Source organism: Nostoc sp. C052 (genome assembly GCF_013393905.1).
GTDB lineage: Bacteria > Cyanobacteriota > Cyanobacteriia > Cyanobacteriales > Nostocaceae > Nostoc.
Map to the genome: position 1 here is coordinate 2,637,360 of NZ_CP040272.1, position 17,565 is coordinate 2,654,924.

A 17,565-nucleotide genomic window follows, 5' to 3' on the forward strand; every position below is an offset into this window, starting at 1 on the left:
CCCTATTAATACCAGTTGATCTAAAAATCTCATTTGATTCGTAAAAGCCAAATAGACTGAGAGCTAACCGATCGGGTTTTGGATCTGAGTATATTCAGCAAAAATAAGTAAGATTTTTGTACAAGTATGGATTTTTACATAAGAATATTATTGAAGCTGTATACTCTGATGTCAAAGGTGCAAGTGGCGACTTCTTAGAACCTTTAATATTTGGACGCTAAAAAATATTTTTCATGAAAATATGTTGAAGTTGTGGCGATCGCTCTTGCGTAAATCCTGGTAAATTTAACTCACATCCTTCTTTGAACAATACAGCAAAAATACTGATGCAACGCTGAATTGTTATGTAACTAATATCAAAAGTTGGTGTAATGCTGGCAGAATAGAAGTAGCGTTAATTCTTTTTTATGCCTAAAGATGATAAATCTGAAGTTTTACAAAGGGGCGCATCTGAGATTATCGGTTATGAAGATTTTTTAACTGAACTAAAAACACGGATTTCTAGCGCTCAATTACGTGCCGCAGTTGCAGTCAACAAATAATTAGTATTACTCTACTGGCAAATTGGGCGAGATATTCTGAATCGCCAACAGCAGCAGGGTTGGGGCGCAAAAGTTATTAATAGTCTGGCTGCTGACTTGCAGAAAGCTTTATATAAAAGGCTTAGACTACAGACAAAAAGAACTGAGTTCTTACCAAAAGAAATAAAAAACGAAGTTGCAAAGATTCGGAGCGAAACAAATGCTAATACAACTAAAGATTCTGATTTAATTTAGAATGTATTCCTGTATTCCAATGGAGAGGAAAATATCTTCAACCTGCTGTCAGCGCGAGACGCAAAGAAGCAGAGAGTATTTGATAACTTCTCTGTATCCCTGCGTCTTCCATAAACAACTACTACCAAATTCGATTTCCATTTTCATCAAGTCGTGCCTGCCGAATTACGTCAGAGATTTCTTCAGCATCTTTAACGTGATGGAGTGCCTTCTTTTCGCCGTTGGGTTCATCCACAACAAAGTAAGTCGGGACTGTGATTCTGTCGCCTGTAATGTCTGGAACATCATCCACAGCTAACTGTTGAGCTTTATCTTCAATTGATTGAGGCTGATCAGAAATTCTATCTCCTGGATTCGCGGTTAAGTTTCTTTCCTTCACATTGGGTTGTTCAGGAGAATTCCAATCTTCGTTTACTGGCTGATTAATTTGATTTTCTTGATTATTATCACTCATGGCGATTTCAGTTGTTATTGAAATATGTGGCTTGAATAACAACAGCTTAGAAAATCAAAGGTGCAAAAAGTTCTTTCTCTGGAGAGAGTTTGAGAAGAAATTTTGTGAGGAAGATATCTTAGGTTAGACTTTAGCTCTCAGGTTTATAAACAACCTCTTACTTCAGGAATAAATAAAAATTAAAAATTAAAGTTGCCGGAACCACTCTTAAAAAAAAGCAAAACACAAAAGTACATTAATCATAGTGCGATCGCGCCGTAGTATAGTTGTAGACCTTTGCTAGTAAATCTAATTATGAGAGACAATTCTTCTACTAATGGCAAAATTCCAACGAGAATAAAAACGCGCCGGGATTTCTTAACCTACATGCTAGGTACTACAGCTGCATCAGTAGCAATGGGATATCTATTTCCCAAAGTCAGCCAAAGTCGTGAGCTAGACTTAGAAACCCTTTGCTCACTTTATCCCAAGAATTCGCGCTGTCAAAATTATCTTCCCGGATCGGTGGCATTGGCTCAAGACGGCAAAAAAATTGACGCCAATGCACTATTAGCAACTGCAAAGCCAGGAATTCCAATTCTCGTCAAAGGCTTGCCAGATAGCAGCATTGATTATCTGATTATCCAAGATGGGCCAAAGATTGCTGAGTACGCTATCAATCCAACCTGTACCCATTTAGGATGTACAGTCTCATGGGATCTTGAGAAAAATCACTTTATTTGTCCTTGTCATGGATCTCAATACGATTCTCAGGGGCGAGTTGTTCAGGGCCCAGCTAAACGTTCCTTACCACTAATTACTGTAGTAGTCAAGCAAGATCAAATCCGTTTAGTCGATCGCAAACCTGCTGTAGATCCTCGTTAACCTAGCCAATATCAAATTAGATTGGACAATGCCACCATACTTTATTAAGCAAATCATAAATCATAAAAGACTAACAAAAATTACTGCATGATTTGGATTTGTCGGGTAAGCTGACAACAGCAGTTTTAACCCTCAAAACAATGACCGCAAGTAGTCCCACGATTTTAGCCCTGGACTTTGATGGAGTGATTTGCGACGGACTAATTGAATATTTTGAGGTAGCATGGCGTACCTATTCTGAAATTTGGTCGTCTGCTAACGATACACCACCAGATGATTTAGCTTTGAGATTCTATCGTTTACGCCCTGTAATTGAAACTGGTTGGGAAATGCCTGTTTTAATCAAAGCCTTGATAGATGGAATTCCTGATGAAAATATTCTTCATCAATGGGCAAGCATCGCCCCACAACTTTTGTTAGATGACAAGCTACAAGCAAGAGAAATTGCTGCGAAACTAGATCAGCAGCGAGATGAATGGATTACTACAGATTTAGCTGGTTGGCTGAGTCTACATAGATTTTATCCGGGTGTAGTAGAAAAAATCAAATTAACTCTTGAAAGTGGAGTTAAGCTATACATTGTGACAACTAAAGAAGGGCGTTTTGTGCAGCAGTTGTTGCAACAAGAAGGGGTAAATTTACCACCGGAAGCAATTTTTGGTAAAGAAGTCAAGCGTCCTAAATATGAAATTTTGCGAGAATTAATCCAGTTAGCAGGAGATCAGCTAGTTAGTCTCTGGTTTGTAGAAGATAGACTCAAGACATTACAGTTAGTCCAACAGCAAGCAGACCTTGAAAATGTGAAACTTTTTCTTGCAGATTGGGGCTACAATACCCAAGCAGAAAGAGAAGCTGCCCAAAATGATCCACGAATTCAGTTGTTATCACTTTCTCACTTTGCCAAAGATTTCTCCGCTTGGCTTTAACTAATTCATAATTTGTAGTTCGTAATTATTGGTGAAGCACTGGCGCGTAATTGCCTATCTTGTTGGTGTTTAGGGACTTCCAAATAAAAAAATATCCAAAGATCCTGGCGACTAGAAGTCGCGGCTACACAGGCAAAACCCACCTCCGTAGGTTAAAAACCCTTGATTTTCTCTTAGTCTACGGAGGTGGACTTTGTTTGTATAGCCGCGATTTCTAATCGCTTGAGCTAACTTAGATTGCTAATGCTCGTTTTTCTAATGGTAGTTCAAAGCGATCGCCTGGTTTCGGCTCAAGTACTTGCGTCGCCAGATTATTTTTCTCTAGTAATGAACGAAATTCTTCAGCAGTTCCTTTAGTCTGAATGAATTTCATCAGCAATCCCTCAAATGCCACATCTCCACCAGCAGCAGTAGGTATTATTAATTGAGGCTGTAGCGATTTTACTATTTCTAAAGCACTATTTTGTCCTTTAATAATCGGCCCAAGCAAAGGTAAGGTCATGTCAACAAACGGTGTAATCACTACATCGATAGGTGCGGCTTGCTGAAGTTGTGGAGAATGATACCCGTGAGGTTCGTAGTATACAGTTAGACCACTCTGAAAATCTTTAAGGAGATAACTATTTTCTACCAGAGTCGGGCCAATGGGAGAGCCAGGGAAAGCCTTGATTTCAACTTGATTATCTAAAGTGAAAGTTTCACCGTGAGCCAATACTGTAACTTGGGTATAACCTAAGTGCTGTACTACCTTGGCAGCATTGGGAGAAGCTACAACTTTGATGCTGTGGTCAAGTAGCTTAAGGGTTGGTGGGTGTGCATGGTCTTCTAAACCCTGAGACAGCAAGATCAGATCGATATTATCTGGGATTGGACGGTTTTGCGATCGCGACCCTTTAAATAACCAATCCAAGTTACTGAAAATTAACGAACCAACCAGCCAAGGGTCAATTAATATTCGTTTACCGCCAATTTCCAGTAGCCAAGAGTTACTGTCTAACCAAGTTAAAAACATAAGTTTTGTGAAGATAACGCCTCTCTTCATTATCAATCGTGTCAGCTTTTTTGTGGGTGTCGAGGGAAGATGGCAAACTTGATCTGGACTATGAGATCACCTATCTGTTGCTTTACCAACCTTAACGGATAAGCAATTAATTCAGTTGATTCCCAGGTTAAAAATGTTGAACTTCCAGCCTGGTGAAATTGTTATCCGTCAGGATGAAGTGGCTGATAATACAAAGCTAGTACAACACGGCGTAAATAAACCACCCATTCAAAATCGATGAAACGCTTACGCTGCATTCATTTTGAATTTTGAAGTTTGTTAGCGCAGCGTAAAGCCTTCGGCATGGCTTCGCTTAGAGCGAGTCTGCGTTCGCTTTTAGCGTCTCGTAGAGAGCGTCATTTTGAATTCCGCCTTGCGGTACTAGTCGCCCTTGATAGGTTTCATTCTAGCGATCGCTTGTAGTAACATTTTTGGCAGCCAAAAAAGATAACAATATACTTGTTTTGCCTGACTATAAAGCGCAAATAACTTTCCTTCACTCAATAAAGTATATGGTCGAACTGCTCTGAGAATTTCTGCAAATTTATCCTCCGCCGCAGTTTCAACTGAACCACTTACACAATAACCTTGTAAATGTGGAGGTAAGCGCCAGTTAATTTTAGGATCTGGCTGATGTATTACAGGCTCAACATTTCCCCGCCATGCAACTCCCATAATTTGCATAGTTTGATAGACCATTGTATTCCATCCTTTATCTTTGAAGTAGTCCAAGCCTTGGCCTACGTCGGGAGAAGCCAAATCATGAAATAAAATTAAAGCATCTGCTTCTGCAAATTGTTCGCAAATAATTGCATCATTGAGCGGAGCCGGTGCTTCGTGATTACCATCTATAAATATCAATGACCATTTCCGTTTAAATTTATTTGCGATCTCTTCTACTTTTTGAGGGCTATATCCTGGGATTAGATTCACAGATTCTTTCACACCTGCTAACTTTAGTGACTCTGTGACACTTTCATTAAATAATTGTTGGGATAGCATCGGATCGATTACATCTAGCTCTACTCCGCCTAGAGCCAAATGACAAGCTGACCAACCCATCCAGCAACCTATTTCTAAAGCTTTTTTCCCCTGAAATTTTAAGGCTGTATTATATATAATATGAGCCTCGTCTCTGCTGACAAATCCTACATTCTGCTGTCGCTTATCGACATACCAGTTATGAGTAATATCCCGCCGCAAATAAAGCCAAAAAGAATCATATTTATTGCCTAAAGTTATATTGGGAAAATATGAATCTGGCTGGATAGTGGAAAATCCTGACGAAACATAATCTCCTTTTGGCAATAAGTTTTCTTCAATCACTTTTACTGTTTTTTCATTCATAGGTTACTCTCTAAGTATTTGAAATTCTCGGTTTTGGGGTTAAATTTTAACTTCACCAACTTTGCAAAAAGCGCCATTTTCTCTACAGATGAGTTTCGGACTACACCTCCATCGTTAACAATTCCAAATTCAAACATTTTAGCCATTTTCAAACGGCGATCTAAAATAGATTTAACCACGTAGGCTGAGGTTATCGATTTGAGATTGACCTTTAAACAAGGACTCTCAGGCAAAACCTGAAAATATCAAATCCAGAAACTAAAAAGTTAATTTTTTTAACCATCTCGTCTTTTTTGGTAATGCAAAATCAGTAATAGCGCAGCACAATAATCAAGCATGGGGCTGTAGCTCCATTCCTGATATAGGACAATACTTTTAGGCATTAAGTGCTAAAATGCTTACTGTATATACATTTTTGCAACATTTGCCTCCTGGTTTCAGATTTTGTGATAAATCCGAAAGAGGTGTTCGCACCATTCACTTAAAAAAGAATCGCACAATTTGAGGAAAAATAACCATGATTGAACTTTATTATTGGACAACCCCCAACGGTCATAAAATTACGATTTTCTTGGAAGAAGTCGGCTTACCTTATACCATAATTCCTGTGAATATTGGGGCTGGGGATCAATTTAAGCCAGAGTTTTTAAAAGTTTCTCCTAACAATCGCATTCCGGCGATCGTTGACCGCGAACCAGCAGATGGAGGTGCGCCAATTTCGGTATTTGAGTCGGGGGCAATCTTGCTATATTTGGCAGAAAAAACTGGGAGATTAATTCCCCAAGATTTACGTCATCGCACTCAAGTTTTAGAATGGTTGTTCTGGCAAATGGCAGGACTGGGGCCAATGGCGGGACAAAATCATCACTTTAGCGCCTATGCTCCCGAAAAGATTGAATATGCCATTAACCGCTACGTGAATGAGACAGGACGCTTATATGCAGTACTGAATAAGCAATTAGCAGATAGAGAATTTGTCGCTGGCGATTATTCCATCGCCGATATTGCCGCCTATCCCTGGATTGTGCCCCATGAACGCCAAAGTCAAAACCTAGAGGATTTTCCTCACGTCAAGCGCTGGTTTGAGACAATTAAAGCCCGTCCAGCAACAATTCGCGCCTATGAGAAAGCCGAAGCCTTGAAAACTCAAGCGATCGATCCAGATAAATCACGAGATTTGTTATTTAACCAGTCGGCGAAGACTATTCAGCTTTGAACATTCTGGGGTTGATATGGGAGACCAGAATCATTTATTAGGGGAGGCAAAGATAACTTCAAACCTTTAACACTTTCATTCATTGAAAACCACTTAAAGTTCTCTCCCTTAATATCTGGTTTGGATTGGATTCTGGGATAATGAATTGGTTTATTATCTTCAAAACCTTTCGCAGATTTTAGAAAAGATTCGATAAAAGGAATTGCTGCAAAAGAATAGTTGTAAGCCTGTTCTACCACTTGTTTGTATTCTTCTATACAACGTTGCGCCAAAATTGCATCTGGTTTAGTAATTGGTAGCAAAGACTTGTAAAATTCTTGCCAATCTTTTCCTTGGCGCAAGTCAGTTTTTTCCCATAATATTGCTAATTGCACGCTGCCAAAACCTAAAGGTTTAGCACCACCTAAGCGATGGCAATGTTCATCTGGTAATTTTAATAACCATAACAATGCTCCTAATTCTATTGAAGATAAATTAGTAACATGAATCTGGAATTCAAACTCTACCTCAGGTTTTACCCAAGCTTCAATAGAACGGTTTTGATTATCTTTTTCTCCCTGTAGACGGAGATATTCTTGATAATTATTTGCTCCTATAGTTTTAGTATTATCATTCCATTTACCTTGGTGAGGATATACTTTTCTTCCGCGCAGGCTAACTTTGCTTTCCTCAGAAAGATAATTTACCTGATAGCCTTGTTCTTTAAGAATAAAACCATTATCTAGAGGTTCCCCTTGGGGATTTTTCGCGGTATAAAAACGAAATTGCTGCGGTTTTGGTTGTCCTAAAATAGCTAAAACTTGGTTATTACCTTTGAGTTCTGTGATGGGATTATTTGATAAACAAACCACTGAACTGATTCTCAGTTGACCTTTATATGCACCTTGTCCTTGCTGATTAACCCATCCGAATACGCGGTCTGCGGGAGAAAGTTGGTGATAATCTTTTGCTGGATGTAGAAGGGAATTATCTAATAATTTGTCTGGTGAAACTTCAAATAAACGACGAGAAAGTATCACAGGTAGAAGAGCTTTTACCTGATTATTTTGCAGTTGCAGATAACAAAATGTACCTTGTTTTAGCTCTTCTGCATTTGGCTCATAAATATGACGTGACCAAGCAGGTTTTTCAGGATTACCCTCTATATATTCGTTTGGTTGTCTCTTTTGTTGTTCGCGTTCTTTTAAATCTTTTTTATGGGTTTCTTGATAATTTTTAATCAGCTCTCGCCAGAAAGTTTTCATTTCCTCCGTAAGGGTAATTATTTGGTTATTTTCACTTTCAATAAATACTCGCTCGTATTTTTTATCTTCAATATTCTCTCCTGTAATATAAACCCATCCTTTATACCATGTACCATTTCCTGGAGATTGTGAGTTTTCAGGACGATAGCGTATACGAGTGATAACTGCTTTTTTTAACTTATCTTCACCTTGAGGATTTAATCTGACCCACACTGGATCGCTATGTTGAGGTATATTATTCGAGTCATCGTAGTTGAGATTGGGAACTCCTGCACGAGAATAACGAGGTAATTTTGCAGCATCACCTAAAATATAAGGCTGTTCCATTATTCGGAGAACCAACTTTCCATTGTGGTTCTCAACTCGTGCGGGAACAACTTTAACATTTTGAGCTTCCATGCGATATGCTAGGCGATCGCTATGATCTTCAAACACTCCAAATCGGGAATTTGTCACTGCTTCATAAGCACTTCTGAGCATTCCTTTAATTGATGTTGGCGGGAGATATGGTTTACCATCCAAACTCCGAATAGGATAAGTTTTATGATCTTTGCTGTCTTCTTTGGATTTAGATGCATCAGGAATTAACAAAGGTGTGATGGTAGTTAATTTGACACTGATGCAACCAGTCCAATGATTATGGTAATAGCGATCGTGTCCGATAGGCTTACTGTCTGCTAGTTCTGAATTATCAGGAATTTCGTTACGGGGTAAAGCAGGGACGAAATTATAGGGGTTATGAAATTGACCTTCAAATAGTGGTTGTATAGAAACAGCTGATTTTGATGTTTTGGGATTAGTAGCTGGACTTGCAGCAGGTGGTAATTCTTCATTCCAATCTTCTCCTACAGGTCGAACACGTCTAGGTTGACCTTGATAGATATCTAAATCCACCTCCAGTCCATCTAATTCCTCTAGAGGTTTAGCATTTAATTTTGGGTGTAAATTACCTGGTGGTACTTCTTGGGGGTCAGACAATCCCCCTTTTTTAGTAACAAAGATAACGTATAATTTCTTTCCCTGTTGGGTTTGCTGTAATGAAAGTCTACCCTTGCTAATCTTTGGCATTTAATTTATCCTGCTCTAAGTTAATAACTCGTTTAAATCCGATTAAACATTCTTCGATAACTGCAACATTGCCGTAATCATCTACAACATGTATATATTCTCTAGTTCTTAGTAAAACTCGCTCTTTATCATTCAAATTAGCAGTTGGTACATATAATTTGCCAATTCTAGCGGTAGCTAAAAGACTCCAACCTTCACTAATTTTGGTTTTTGTTCCTTCTCCCCAAAGAACATAAGTTTGGTCAATAGTATCTAAGTTTTCTAGGATGTTTAGAGTTGAATTAATAAAGCTTTCTTGATCTAATATCTGTTCGCTAATCAGAACAGCTTTCCCATTCCCATTAAGTTCATTTAACCAGCGCAATTCAGCTTGTTTACTTTCGCTAAAAATTCGTGCTTCAAATACTTTACCTAAAGCAATTATGTGTATAGGATTCTGGACTGTAGCATCCGCTTGGAGTTTGCCAAAGCAGCAGAATTGAGGACTATAAAATAACCCCACTGCATTATCTAAATAGTTAGCACACTGTTTAATGGCAGCTTCAAGAGTAATTTGATTAAATTCCCATGAGTATAAACTTGTCACGTTGCTTCGCTCCGAATTAAAAATTAAAAATTAATGATCCCCATAAATAAATTTAGTTGCTCTGTATCATGAGTCATTTTCGGTCAATTTCTGACTCCTGTTGTGTTGCATTCCAACCAGATATTCCATTCTTTGTTTAGTGCTTGCAGCCGATTTTTGCCCAATCCTTGCAGATTCAGGTTCCCATCTTGTACTCTCAGTGTTATGTTGTTGAATCCTAATGGGGCTGTTTTATCTATATCTTCTAGACCTTGGGCTTTGATGGTGATAGAATCAATTGCGATCGCACCCATACCGCGATTAACTCCATAGCCTAAAGGAATTCTCCCAGCAGCTAAATCTCGCAACACTAATAACAGCAATGCCAGTGTTGGTAATTGTTCATTTTTGGGAATGCGTTTCAGAGACAATTTGAGATGTATCTCATCCCATTTCACTCCAAATGGTTCTAAGTTACTGTAAAGAAAATTTTCCGCCGCACCACCAGTCCAGCGGTCTATTGCTACATGATATGCTTGTTGAGTTTGTTTGAGATTTACGGCATCTAAAGCTGCATATAGTGTTTCATGATTTTGGGCATCTTCTACTTGTTGCCATTTAGTAACAGGAATTTTTTGTTGGCTATAACAATCATCCACAGCCAAGGCGGCTAATCCTGCTATAATACTTTCTTTTGATTGACTGTTATTAGATATAGCTGATTTACCAAAAATGGTTGTAATTAAAGGTAGTTCTATTTGTTTATCAAATTGTTGTTTAGCATCTTCTGTATCCGTACTTTGATTTATTGATTCAATTTCCAAAGTACGGATAATACGTTCAGCTTGACTACGTAAAGCACCTTTAAGAGAACTCCCCGGTAACACAAGTGCAACTTCGTGATTCACTGCACTAGTTAAAGGTAAAATGTTTACTACCATGCCATCTCCTTCAGTTTTTACCATCAAGGCATGGACTGGTTTCCATTTAATCACAAAATTTAGTTGTGGTGGTCGATATCGTTTAAGATTAAGATTATTGTTTTTTAGATTTTTTCCTTTACCGCGTAGGCTATCTATAATTCCTTGAGGAGTTAGCAGATATTGCTGCTCAAATTTGTAATCATCTATAAGTTTAACTTTACCTAAACCACGGGTTTTTGCTGCACCTAATTTAATTTCTCCGTCTCGCAAAGCCATTATTAGCAAGTGCAGAGCATTTAAAGCTCTCTCAAAAAATCCTGTTTGTAATTCTACAGTTAAATCTAAATTGATTAAGCTGCCTTTGGCAAGAATGGCTCTATCATATTTGATTTTATCTGCGGCTGCGCCAAAACTACGATTGATCCCTACACCATCTCGAATTTCTGCGATTGCATCTTGATTTACTAAAGAATCTTCCACTAAAATAAAACTTGCATGACCGCGATCGTCATCTTGAAATCCCCATAAATCTTGAGTTAATTTGGCATCATATTCTTGCATCCATGCACGTAATACCCCTGCTAAACTAGTGCCAGGAATGTAATAGCGTCCTTGTCCATCTACTGCTAATGCTAAATCTACCAAAGAATCATTACATATACCACCTACATGAATTGGCGTTTCAGCTAACAACTTACCTGATAATCTCAAACGCGATTCAATAATTCGTGCCATCCAATATCTCCTGCTACATTTGTGGTTCACAATCCCGTTTATGAGCGCGGAAACAAGCATCTACTAGTAAATTAATTGTTTCTGCCCAAAGTTCACTTTTAAGTTTATTTGCTTCCATTTGTTCTGTGATGGTAATCTCGTCAAAAGGTAAATCCAATAATTCCCAAACCCGATGAGACTGATTCAGTAATTCTTTAATTAATTGCAGATTTGAATCAGACCATTTTTCTTTGCGGTTCTCAGTATTTTTGAGATAATCCAACCAGTTAAGAGCTATATTTTTATCTTTTGGTGTTTGCATTCGTGTAAGTACAGAACGAAAAGCACTCAGTTGGCTCATCGGAGGCTGGCTTATTTTCTCGCCATTATCTATATAAATTTCTATACCTAAAACTTGTTTACGCCAGCTTTTATCAGCAGCTTTGGCAATCACAGCCTGATAAATTGTCTCCCGCCATGCAGCTTTTTCTATGGCAATGGCATATTCAAAAACTGGAGTATCACTAATAGAAATGGGTTGAAAATTAGTTAGTAAATCATTTTGATTTAAGGTTGACAATGTGAAACTAGATTTACTCAATAGTTGGTGATTAAAGCATAGTTGACCATAACCTTCTACCCGACGTTCACCAATACCTTTGATTTCTAATTTCATAAGTTTATCCAGGTCTGGATTCACGTCAACTTGATAAATTATGCAGGTTCCAGCTTGTAAACCGAGTAGTGAAGGACGTGGTAATTGCCAATTTGTTTGCCAAGATTCAGTACGACGGGAACGGACTAAATGAGAGATTAAATCTGATTGTTTTCTCAGTGTCAGTTTAACTCCTATTTCTTGTTCCAGTACTTGTGTAAAATCATCAATATTAGTTGTAGGGCGTAAGCGTTTATTTCGTAGCAGCACATCTGAAAGTAACCAGACTGTCAAAAAGTTTTGGTTGAGTTTTGGTTGTTGTAAAATCTTGGTTGGTTCACTTTTGACTTCTAGCGACACTAAACCATAGTCATCTTTACTAGAACGTCCGATGTGGTATGTACCATTTAAATTAACCCACCAGTTATCCTGAAAAGTTTTCAGCAAATCTTCATGCAGGCATAGGCGTAGTTGTGCCATCATGCGAGTTCCCGATGCAATGGCTTCGTAGCTATACACACCACCCACTTCTGATGTCGGTCTTTGCACCCCATCGTCAACGGTGTTGTGAGTTTCTACAACTAAATCTACGGTAGCAATGGTAAGTTGATTGGTGTTTTCTCCTACATAACCGCTACGGTAGCCCTTGAGTTGAGATTTTCCTTCCTGGGAGGTTACTAAACGGTTGTAGACGTTTTGCTTATTCAGCTTTTCTGTAAATAAAGCTAGAGGAACAGGTTTGGCTGGTGTTCCATCAATTACCAATGTGGCATGAGTTACTATTATCCTGCCATTTGCGATCGCTTCCCCAACATTGATTCCCAACTGCTCTAGATGTCGGTGAATAATCGGTAAAAGATTGGTTCCTGGGATGTAATCTAAAGTTTCAACAACGTTCCCGACAGTTCGTTTGTAGAGCAAGAGGGGCAATTTGGGAATGATTTCTAGTTCTAGTTGATACCAGTTTTCTGCATCTGTTGGTTGTTTTCCCATCACTGTATCTGAAGATTTCCCCGTTCCGTTCTTAATTTTCGGAGGTTCTAGCTGTTTCTGTTGGTTCTTCTCCAACCACTGGAGGGCATCTTCTAACTTCAAATCCAAACTCATCTGACAGCGACCAAATCCCCGCCGCCGTTTTGCCCCCAAACGTTCTACCATCGCTGCACCCGCTGCTAGTAATGCTTGGGCTGTTTTATACTCGTCGGAGTCAATTTTCAGGTCTGGAGGCAAGCTGTATTCAGCTTCTAAAATAGTGCCAACTCGCACTAATTCCTCAAAGCGCAAATATTCAGGCTTGGCACAACCAGACTGGGGGTCAATACTGATTCCCGGTTTAATAAAAGTGAGAGCTTGTTTCAGTTTGGGTTTATTTTGCAGCGCAGTTCTCAAAGTATCTGACAGATGGGCTGGACGTACTGAAAGTGCAGCTTGTTGGGGTGGTATTTCTCTTGCTTTAGTAAGAGCAGGTTGGTCGCCAAACAAGTAGTCTACCCACCTATGCCAATATCCATCTCCATTTCCCTCATCTAGTCCCAACACAACTCTTTCGCAAGCATCCCGCCAGATACCTGTCAGAGTTTTAGCAGGAATAAAGGGAAACTCCTGACTATCCCGGCGAACTGTGCGGTCAATACTTCCCGGTACTCCTGTACCAGAACCTATATGCCAATCACTGAGCATTTTTACAGTTAGTCTTCCCATATTTTCCCCAAAAAGAAATCAGCAGCATCCATTGCATCTAAAAAACCAGTAACGTTAATTGGTTGCTCGGCTTCAGCTTGTTCTTGCCAAAACAGCGATGGTTGCTGTATGTCTGCTACTAAGTTACATAAACCCAAAGATTTGTATCGCTCCCAAATCAGCTTTAACTGAGCATCTGCACCATCTTTACCAAAAAATAAACTGGAGCGAATATCGTGCATCTGGCTATTGGGTAGCAGAGGTTTTTTCTCTAATTTATCGGTTTGATGCAGGCTACGAACACGCATTTCAAACTCTTCCCAACGATGTTTGTCAGCCCATTGCACACCTGTACTGGTTGCATTTGTAAGTTGCTTTTGAGGAGTGACAATTAATGGTCTTCCGTAGAGTCGAGTTTGATTTTTATTCAGTTGTAACTTTTGCCGAATCTGTTTTAAATCTACGCCACTGCTGTCATAGAGAACGTGGAAATCTAATGCCGAGCAAGGAAAGGGAGTATCTTTTTGTGGATGTTGCAATTTCTTTTTGACTTCTTTTGCTGATGTCATCAAATCTGCGGATAATTCATAGGCAAGATAAAAGGGAAAATGGGCTTTGATAATAGCGATACCTGCACAAGCAGAAAGACGTTTCACACCCAAAGCTTCGCCTGCAATTTCGGTAATGATATTCTTATACTCACCTAAATCATCAATTGCCTGAGCAGTTTGGATTTCAAATTCTCGTAAAAATGACTGCGTAAATTTGATAGCATATTTACCTGCACACACTACCGTCAAATCATCGCCACCCAAAACTAGGGGGATCACAGGAATCAATTGGGATGCTGTTGCTTCGCTGTGATTTTTACTATTGTTATTTGTAAAGTCTTCAAAAGTAGTAAGTGCCTTAACAAATGCCCGCTCAGTACAAATATCTAGAGCAATAGAAAAAGCTCTAAGATAGTTAATATAATCTCTATTAGTGCTTCTATTCAGCTTTTTTAGATGTTCGTCAAATTTCAGGATAATTTCACCTAAACCATTACCATCTGCATGAACAACTGCTAACCAATCTATTGGTCGATGAGTATAATTATCAACAGTATCAGATGAAATATCTTGAAATTCTTTATCTAGAACTCTCAAACTACGAGCGAAGTTAACATTAACCTGGTTTCTGATTAATAATTCTTGGATGCGTTGAAAGGCTGTGCTTGCAGTTCTTCTTTTCGATCTACTTACAGTAGAACGCAATACCAAATTTTGTTCAACATCTGGTTCAACTTTGGCAGCAGGTAAACCACTGGTAGCACATTCATCTACAACAGGTAAGCGTTGAAATCGCATCTCTTGTCCTGGTATTTGGGAATGCACCTGTTTAAATTTATTATGTAAATAGCGATTAATCTCCCCTATATTTTCTTGCTCCCAATCAAACTTTTTAAATACTCCACAAATATCTAAACCAGGTGCTTCTCTTAAAGCTTTTAAGGTAACTTGTTTAATGATATTTTTAGCGATTTATTTTTCTTGAGTAATTAAAATTGCCTTTCCAGATGTGGCAATTATAATTTCAACAGGTGTATCAGTTTGATCAATATGAGGATTGTAATTACTATCTAAGAGTATTTGGCGTAAAGAATAACTATTACTTCTTAGCCGGATATTGGTTGTCTGCTCAATTGCTTGTAACACCCATTCTGTACCAGCTTGGTAGGTTAATTCTGATGCACCAAAGTTTTCTTTGAGTTTGTTAGTGGAGAAAATATAGTTTTGATTGCCAGATGTCTCAATCAGAACAAGATACATATAGGAATCCGATTTGATTACTCAACTTAATTGCGTAGGGAGGGAATAGGGAATAAGCGCGTACTGAAGTTTTTTCAAAAATAAAATACGATTTTTATCGCAGTACTTAACTAGTGATCTGTCAAATTCATTTTGACGGTTAGAGAGACGCGATAAATCGCCGTATCTACAAGTAATTTATCCGTTAATTAGTTCTTGATAGACCACTAGTCATTGATATTTTTGATAATGCTAGTGTTATATTAAGTATATTCAATATGAGTATTTTTACTGATAAATTAATAATTTGTAATACATTGTCAAAAGTAGTAATACAACGCTAAGAATATTTAATTTTTACTCTAATTACTAAAACTGTGCTGAGTAAACTCTTGCACGCCGGAATTGGCGCTTGTTTCGCCCACCCCACAAGAGTTAATTGGATATTTTTTTATTTCTCAGTACCTAATCGCAACGATCGCAATTGAGAAAAGCATAATGTATGGGTATTTTCAAGAAGTGCGATCGCAGCAACTTTGCTGTCATCTCGATTTCTTAATTTAACCATACCTTAAGGGCATCGTAAGTGTATAATTGACACTCCCCACGCCTAAAGGCGGTGCTATGTTGATCTTCAATAAAAAATATTTCTACGTGACGGCTATACTATTTTTGATAGAGGTATGTATTGCTATTTTTGTAAATGAGAGTTTCATCCGTCCTTTTATTGGTGATGTTTTAGTAGTTATCCTAATTTATTGCTTTGTCAGAACCTTTTCAAATATACACTCATCCATCGTCGCTTTATCAGTTTTTGCATTTTCTTGTACTATAGAAATTCTTCAATATTTTAATTTTGTAAATACTTTAGGATTGCAAAAATATAAGATTTTGGCTGTTGCTTTAGGAAGTGTATTTGATTGGAAAGATATCATTGCTTATGGAATAGGTACTATAACAGTTCTATGGTTGGAAAATAGAACACGATTATCGAAATGATAAAAACCTTATGTGTGCTATGTCACAACGATCGCTGTATCTTATTTTGTCTTCAACCACAAATGACATACAATAGAATGCCTAAAACAAAGTCTTTATAAAAAGTGGACAGATCAGCAAAGGATATAGCAGGTAAAACCCCTGTCTCATTAGGACTGTTGGGCGCTGCTGCCTTCATGGTGATTGCCGATGCACGGGTAATTGACCCCCTGTTGCACATCATTGCTGACGATTTTAAAGTCGGTGTTGGCGTTGCTGCGGTGATTATCTCGGCATATACGATTCCCTACGGGCTATTTCAATTAGTCTATGGGCCACTAGGCGATCGCATCGGCAAACTTAAGGTAATTACAGTAGCATTGGCGGCATTTGCTATAGGTACGGCTGTTTGTGCTTTTGTGTCAAATATCGTCTTACTTACCTTGCTGCGGTTTCTCACAGGGATGGCTGCTGCTGGGGTAATCCCCATCACCCTAGCTTATATTGGTGACAATTTTCCTTATGAAGAACGTCAAGCTGCGATCGGCAAGTATTTAAGTGCCTTAGTACTAGGTCAAATTCTTGGTGGTAGTTTGGGCGGCATCTTTGGAGAATATATCGGCTGGCGTGATATCTTTCTCTTATTTGGGATCGTCTCCCTTGTCATTGCTGGACTTCTATGGCGTGAGACGCGCCATCTGACTGATAGTCAACGTTCCCAAGGTCAGGGTAGGATAACATTTCGACCTTATTACCAACTATTGACCCAACCAATTGCCCAGACTGTGATTGTGGGGGTGTTTGTGGAAGGCTTTTGCCTATTTGGGGCATTTGCTTACGTTGGGGCATTTCTGCGCGATCGCTATACTCTAAGTTATGTAGCGATCGGGTTTATGCTCAGTAGTTTTGGATTAGGTGGACTAATTTACAGTCGCTCAGTGAAATGGTTAGTCAGGCGACTGGGTGAAATTGGTTTAGTGGGCGTGGGAGGAGGTTTAATGTGTATCAGCTTCTTAGCGATCGGATTATTCCAGAATTGGATACTTTTTATCCCCTTGAGTATTTTTATGGGATTGGGCTTTTATATGATGCACAGCACCCTCCAAACCCAAGCCACTGAGCTAGCGCCGGAAGCACGAGGTACTGCTGTTTCGCTGTTCGCCTTCAACCTATTTGTCGGACAAGGAATCGGTGCAGCAGTATTCGGTAGAATTGTAGATAACTTCGGCTACATTTATTGTTTTATTAGCGCTGGTGTAGCGATCGCTCTGCTCTCTGTTTGGCTAGTCTTACGGAAGCAAAGCATCAATGAAAGCTAAGATA

16 protein-coding genes are annotated in these 17,565 nt (G+C 38.8%); 7 read left to right on the forward strand and 9 right to left on the reverse strand.

Annotation, left to right across the window (positions count from 1 at the left end; all coding sequences use genetic code 11):
* Positions 1–407: 407 nt before the first annotated feature.
* Together FD723_RS42635 and FD723_RS42640 are read left to right on the forward strand one after the other, a co-directional pair.
* Entirely contained in the window at positions 408–542 is a 135-nt protein-coding gene (locus FD723_RS42635) for a hypothetical protein (RefSeq protein ID WP_256875131.1), read from the forward strand.
* A 36-nt stretch (positions 543–578) separates the two neighbouring features.
* Positions 579–776, forward strand: coding sequence for a hypothetical protein (locus FD723_RS42640; protein WP_256875210.1), 198 nt, complete (start codon positions 579–581; stop codon positions 774–776).
* Between the two features lie 121 nt (positions 777–897).
* Here FD723_RS42640 and FD723_RS10435 read toward each other — a convergent pair whose 3' ends face one another.
* Entirely contained in the window at positions 898–1,230 is a 333-nt protein-coding gene (locus FD723_RS10435) for a hypothetical protein (RefSeq protein ID WP_179065276.1), read from the reverse strand.
* 294 nt (positions 1,231–1,524) lie between these two features.
* Here FD723_RS10435 and FD723_RS10440 point away from each other — a divergent pair, with 294 nt between their 5' ends.
* Both FD723_RS10440 and FD723_RS10445 read left to right on the forward strand, forming a co-directional pair.
* On the forward strand, positions 1,525–2,094 hold the full coding sequence (locus FD723_RS10440; RefSeq protein ID WP_179065277.1) for a Rieske 2Fe-2S domain-containing protein: 570 nt from the start codon (positions 1,525–1,527) through the stop codon (positions 2,092–2,094).
* 140 nt (positions 2,095–2,234) lie between these two features.
* Positions 2,235–3,020: an HAD family hydrolase gene (locus tag FD723_RS10445; protein ID WP_179065278.1), complete on the forward strand. Its 786-nt coding sequence runs from the start codon at positions 2,235–2,237 to the stop codon at positions 3,018–3,020.
* Between the two features lie 232 nt (positions 3,021–3,252).
* Here the strand turns inward: FD723_RS10445 and FD723_RS10450 are convergent, their stop codons facing one another.
* Both FD723_RS10450 and FD723_RS10455 read right to left on the reverse strand, forming a co-directional pair.
* Complete coding sequence (locus FD723_RS10450; RefSeq protein WP_179065279.1) at positions 3,253–4,032, reverse strand: MBL fold metallo-hydrolase; 780 nt, start codon at positions 4,030–4,032, stop codon at positions 3,253–3,255.
* A 411-nt stretch (positions 4,033–4,443) separates the two neighbouring features.
* On the reverse strand, positions 4,444–5,409 hold the full coding sequence (locus FD723_RS10455; protein WP_179065280.1) for a class I SAM-dependent methyltransferase: 966 nt from the start codon (positions 5,407–5,409) through the stop codon (positions 4,444–4,446).
* A gap of 517 nt (positions 5,410–5,926) precedes the next feature.
* Between FD723_RS10455 and FD723_RS10460 the strand changes: the two genes are divergently transcribed.
* A complete protein-coding gene (locus FD723_RS10460; RefSeq protein ID WP_179065281.1) occupies positions 5,927–6,625 on the forward strand; it encodes a glutathione binding-like protein in 699 nt (232 codons plus the stop codon).
* On the opposite strand, the gene FD723_RS10465 is transcribed toward FD723_RS10460, so the two are convergent.
* The 6 genes from FD723_RS10465 to FD723_RS10490 form a co-directional block, all read right to left on the reverse strand.
* The gene (locus tag FD723_RS10465; RefSeq protein WP_179065282.1) at positions 6,616–8,937 is read right to left on the reverse strand and encodes a TIGR03986 family CRISPR-associated RAMP protein; all 2,322 of its coding nucleotides are present in this window, start codon (positions 8,935–8,937) and stop codon (positions 6,616–6,618) included. The two genes, FD723_RS10460 and FD723_RS10465, sit on opposite strands and share 10 nt — an antisense overlap.
* Positions 8,924–9,523, reverse strand: coding sequence for a CRISPR-associated protein Csx19 (gene csx19, locus FD723_RS10470; protein ID WP_179065283.1), 600 nt, complete (start codon positions 9,521–9,523; stop codon positions 8,924–8,926). Before csx19 ends, FD723_RS10465 begins: the two co-directional genes overlap by 14 nt.
* 83 nt (positions 9,524–9,606) lie before the next feature.
* Entirely contained in the window at positions 9,607–11,160 is a 1,554-nt protein-coding gene (locus FD723_RS10475; protein ID WP_179065284.1) for an RAMP superfamily CRISPR-associated protein, read from the reverse strand.
* Between the two features lie 13 nt (positions 11,161–11,173).
* Entirely contained in the window at positions 11,174–13,495 is a 2,322-nt protein-coding gene (locus tag FD723_RS10480) for an RAMP superfamily CRISPR-associated protein (protein ID WP_179065285.1), read from the reverse strand.
* On the reverse strand, positions 13,483–14,850 hold the full coding sequence (locus tag FD723_RS10485; RefSeq protein WP_179065286.1) for a hypothetical protein: 1,368 nt from the start codon (positions 14,848–14,850) through the stop codon (positions 13,483–13,485). Before FD723_RS10485 ends, FD723_RS10480 begins: the two co-directional genes overlap by 13 nt.
* A 147-nt stretch (positions 14,851–14,997) precedes the next feature.
* On the reverse strand, positions 14,998–15,285 hold the full coding sequence (locus FD723_RS10490) for a hypothetical protein (RefSeq protein WP_179065287.1): 288 nt from the start codon (positions 15,283–15,285) through the stop codon (positions 14,998–15,000).
* Between the two features lie 573 nt (positions 15,286–15,858).
* On the opposite strand from FD723_RS10490, the gene FD723_RS10495 reads away from it, so the two are divergent.
* Both FD723_RS10495 and FD723_RS10500 read left to right on the forward strand, forming a co-directional pair.
* Positions 15,859–16,263, forward strand: a complete 405-nt coding sequence (locus FD723_RS10495; protein WP_256875132.1) for a DUF2809 domain-containing protein — start codon at positions 15,859–15,861, stop codon at positions 16,261–16,263.
* 104 nt (positions 16,264–16,367) lie between these two features.
* Positions 16,368–17,561 carry an MFS transporter gene (locus tag FD723_RS10500; protein WP_179065288.1) on the forward strand — a complete coding sequence of 398 codons (1,194 nt, stop codon included), beginning with the start codon at positions 16,368–16,370 and terminating at the stop codon, positions 17,559–17,561.
* The last annotated feature ends 4 nt before the right edge of the window (positions 17,562–17,565 follow it).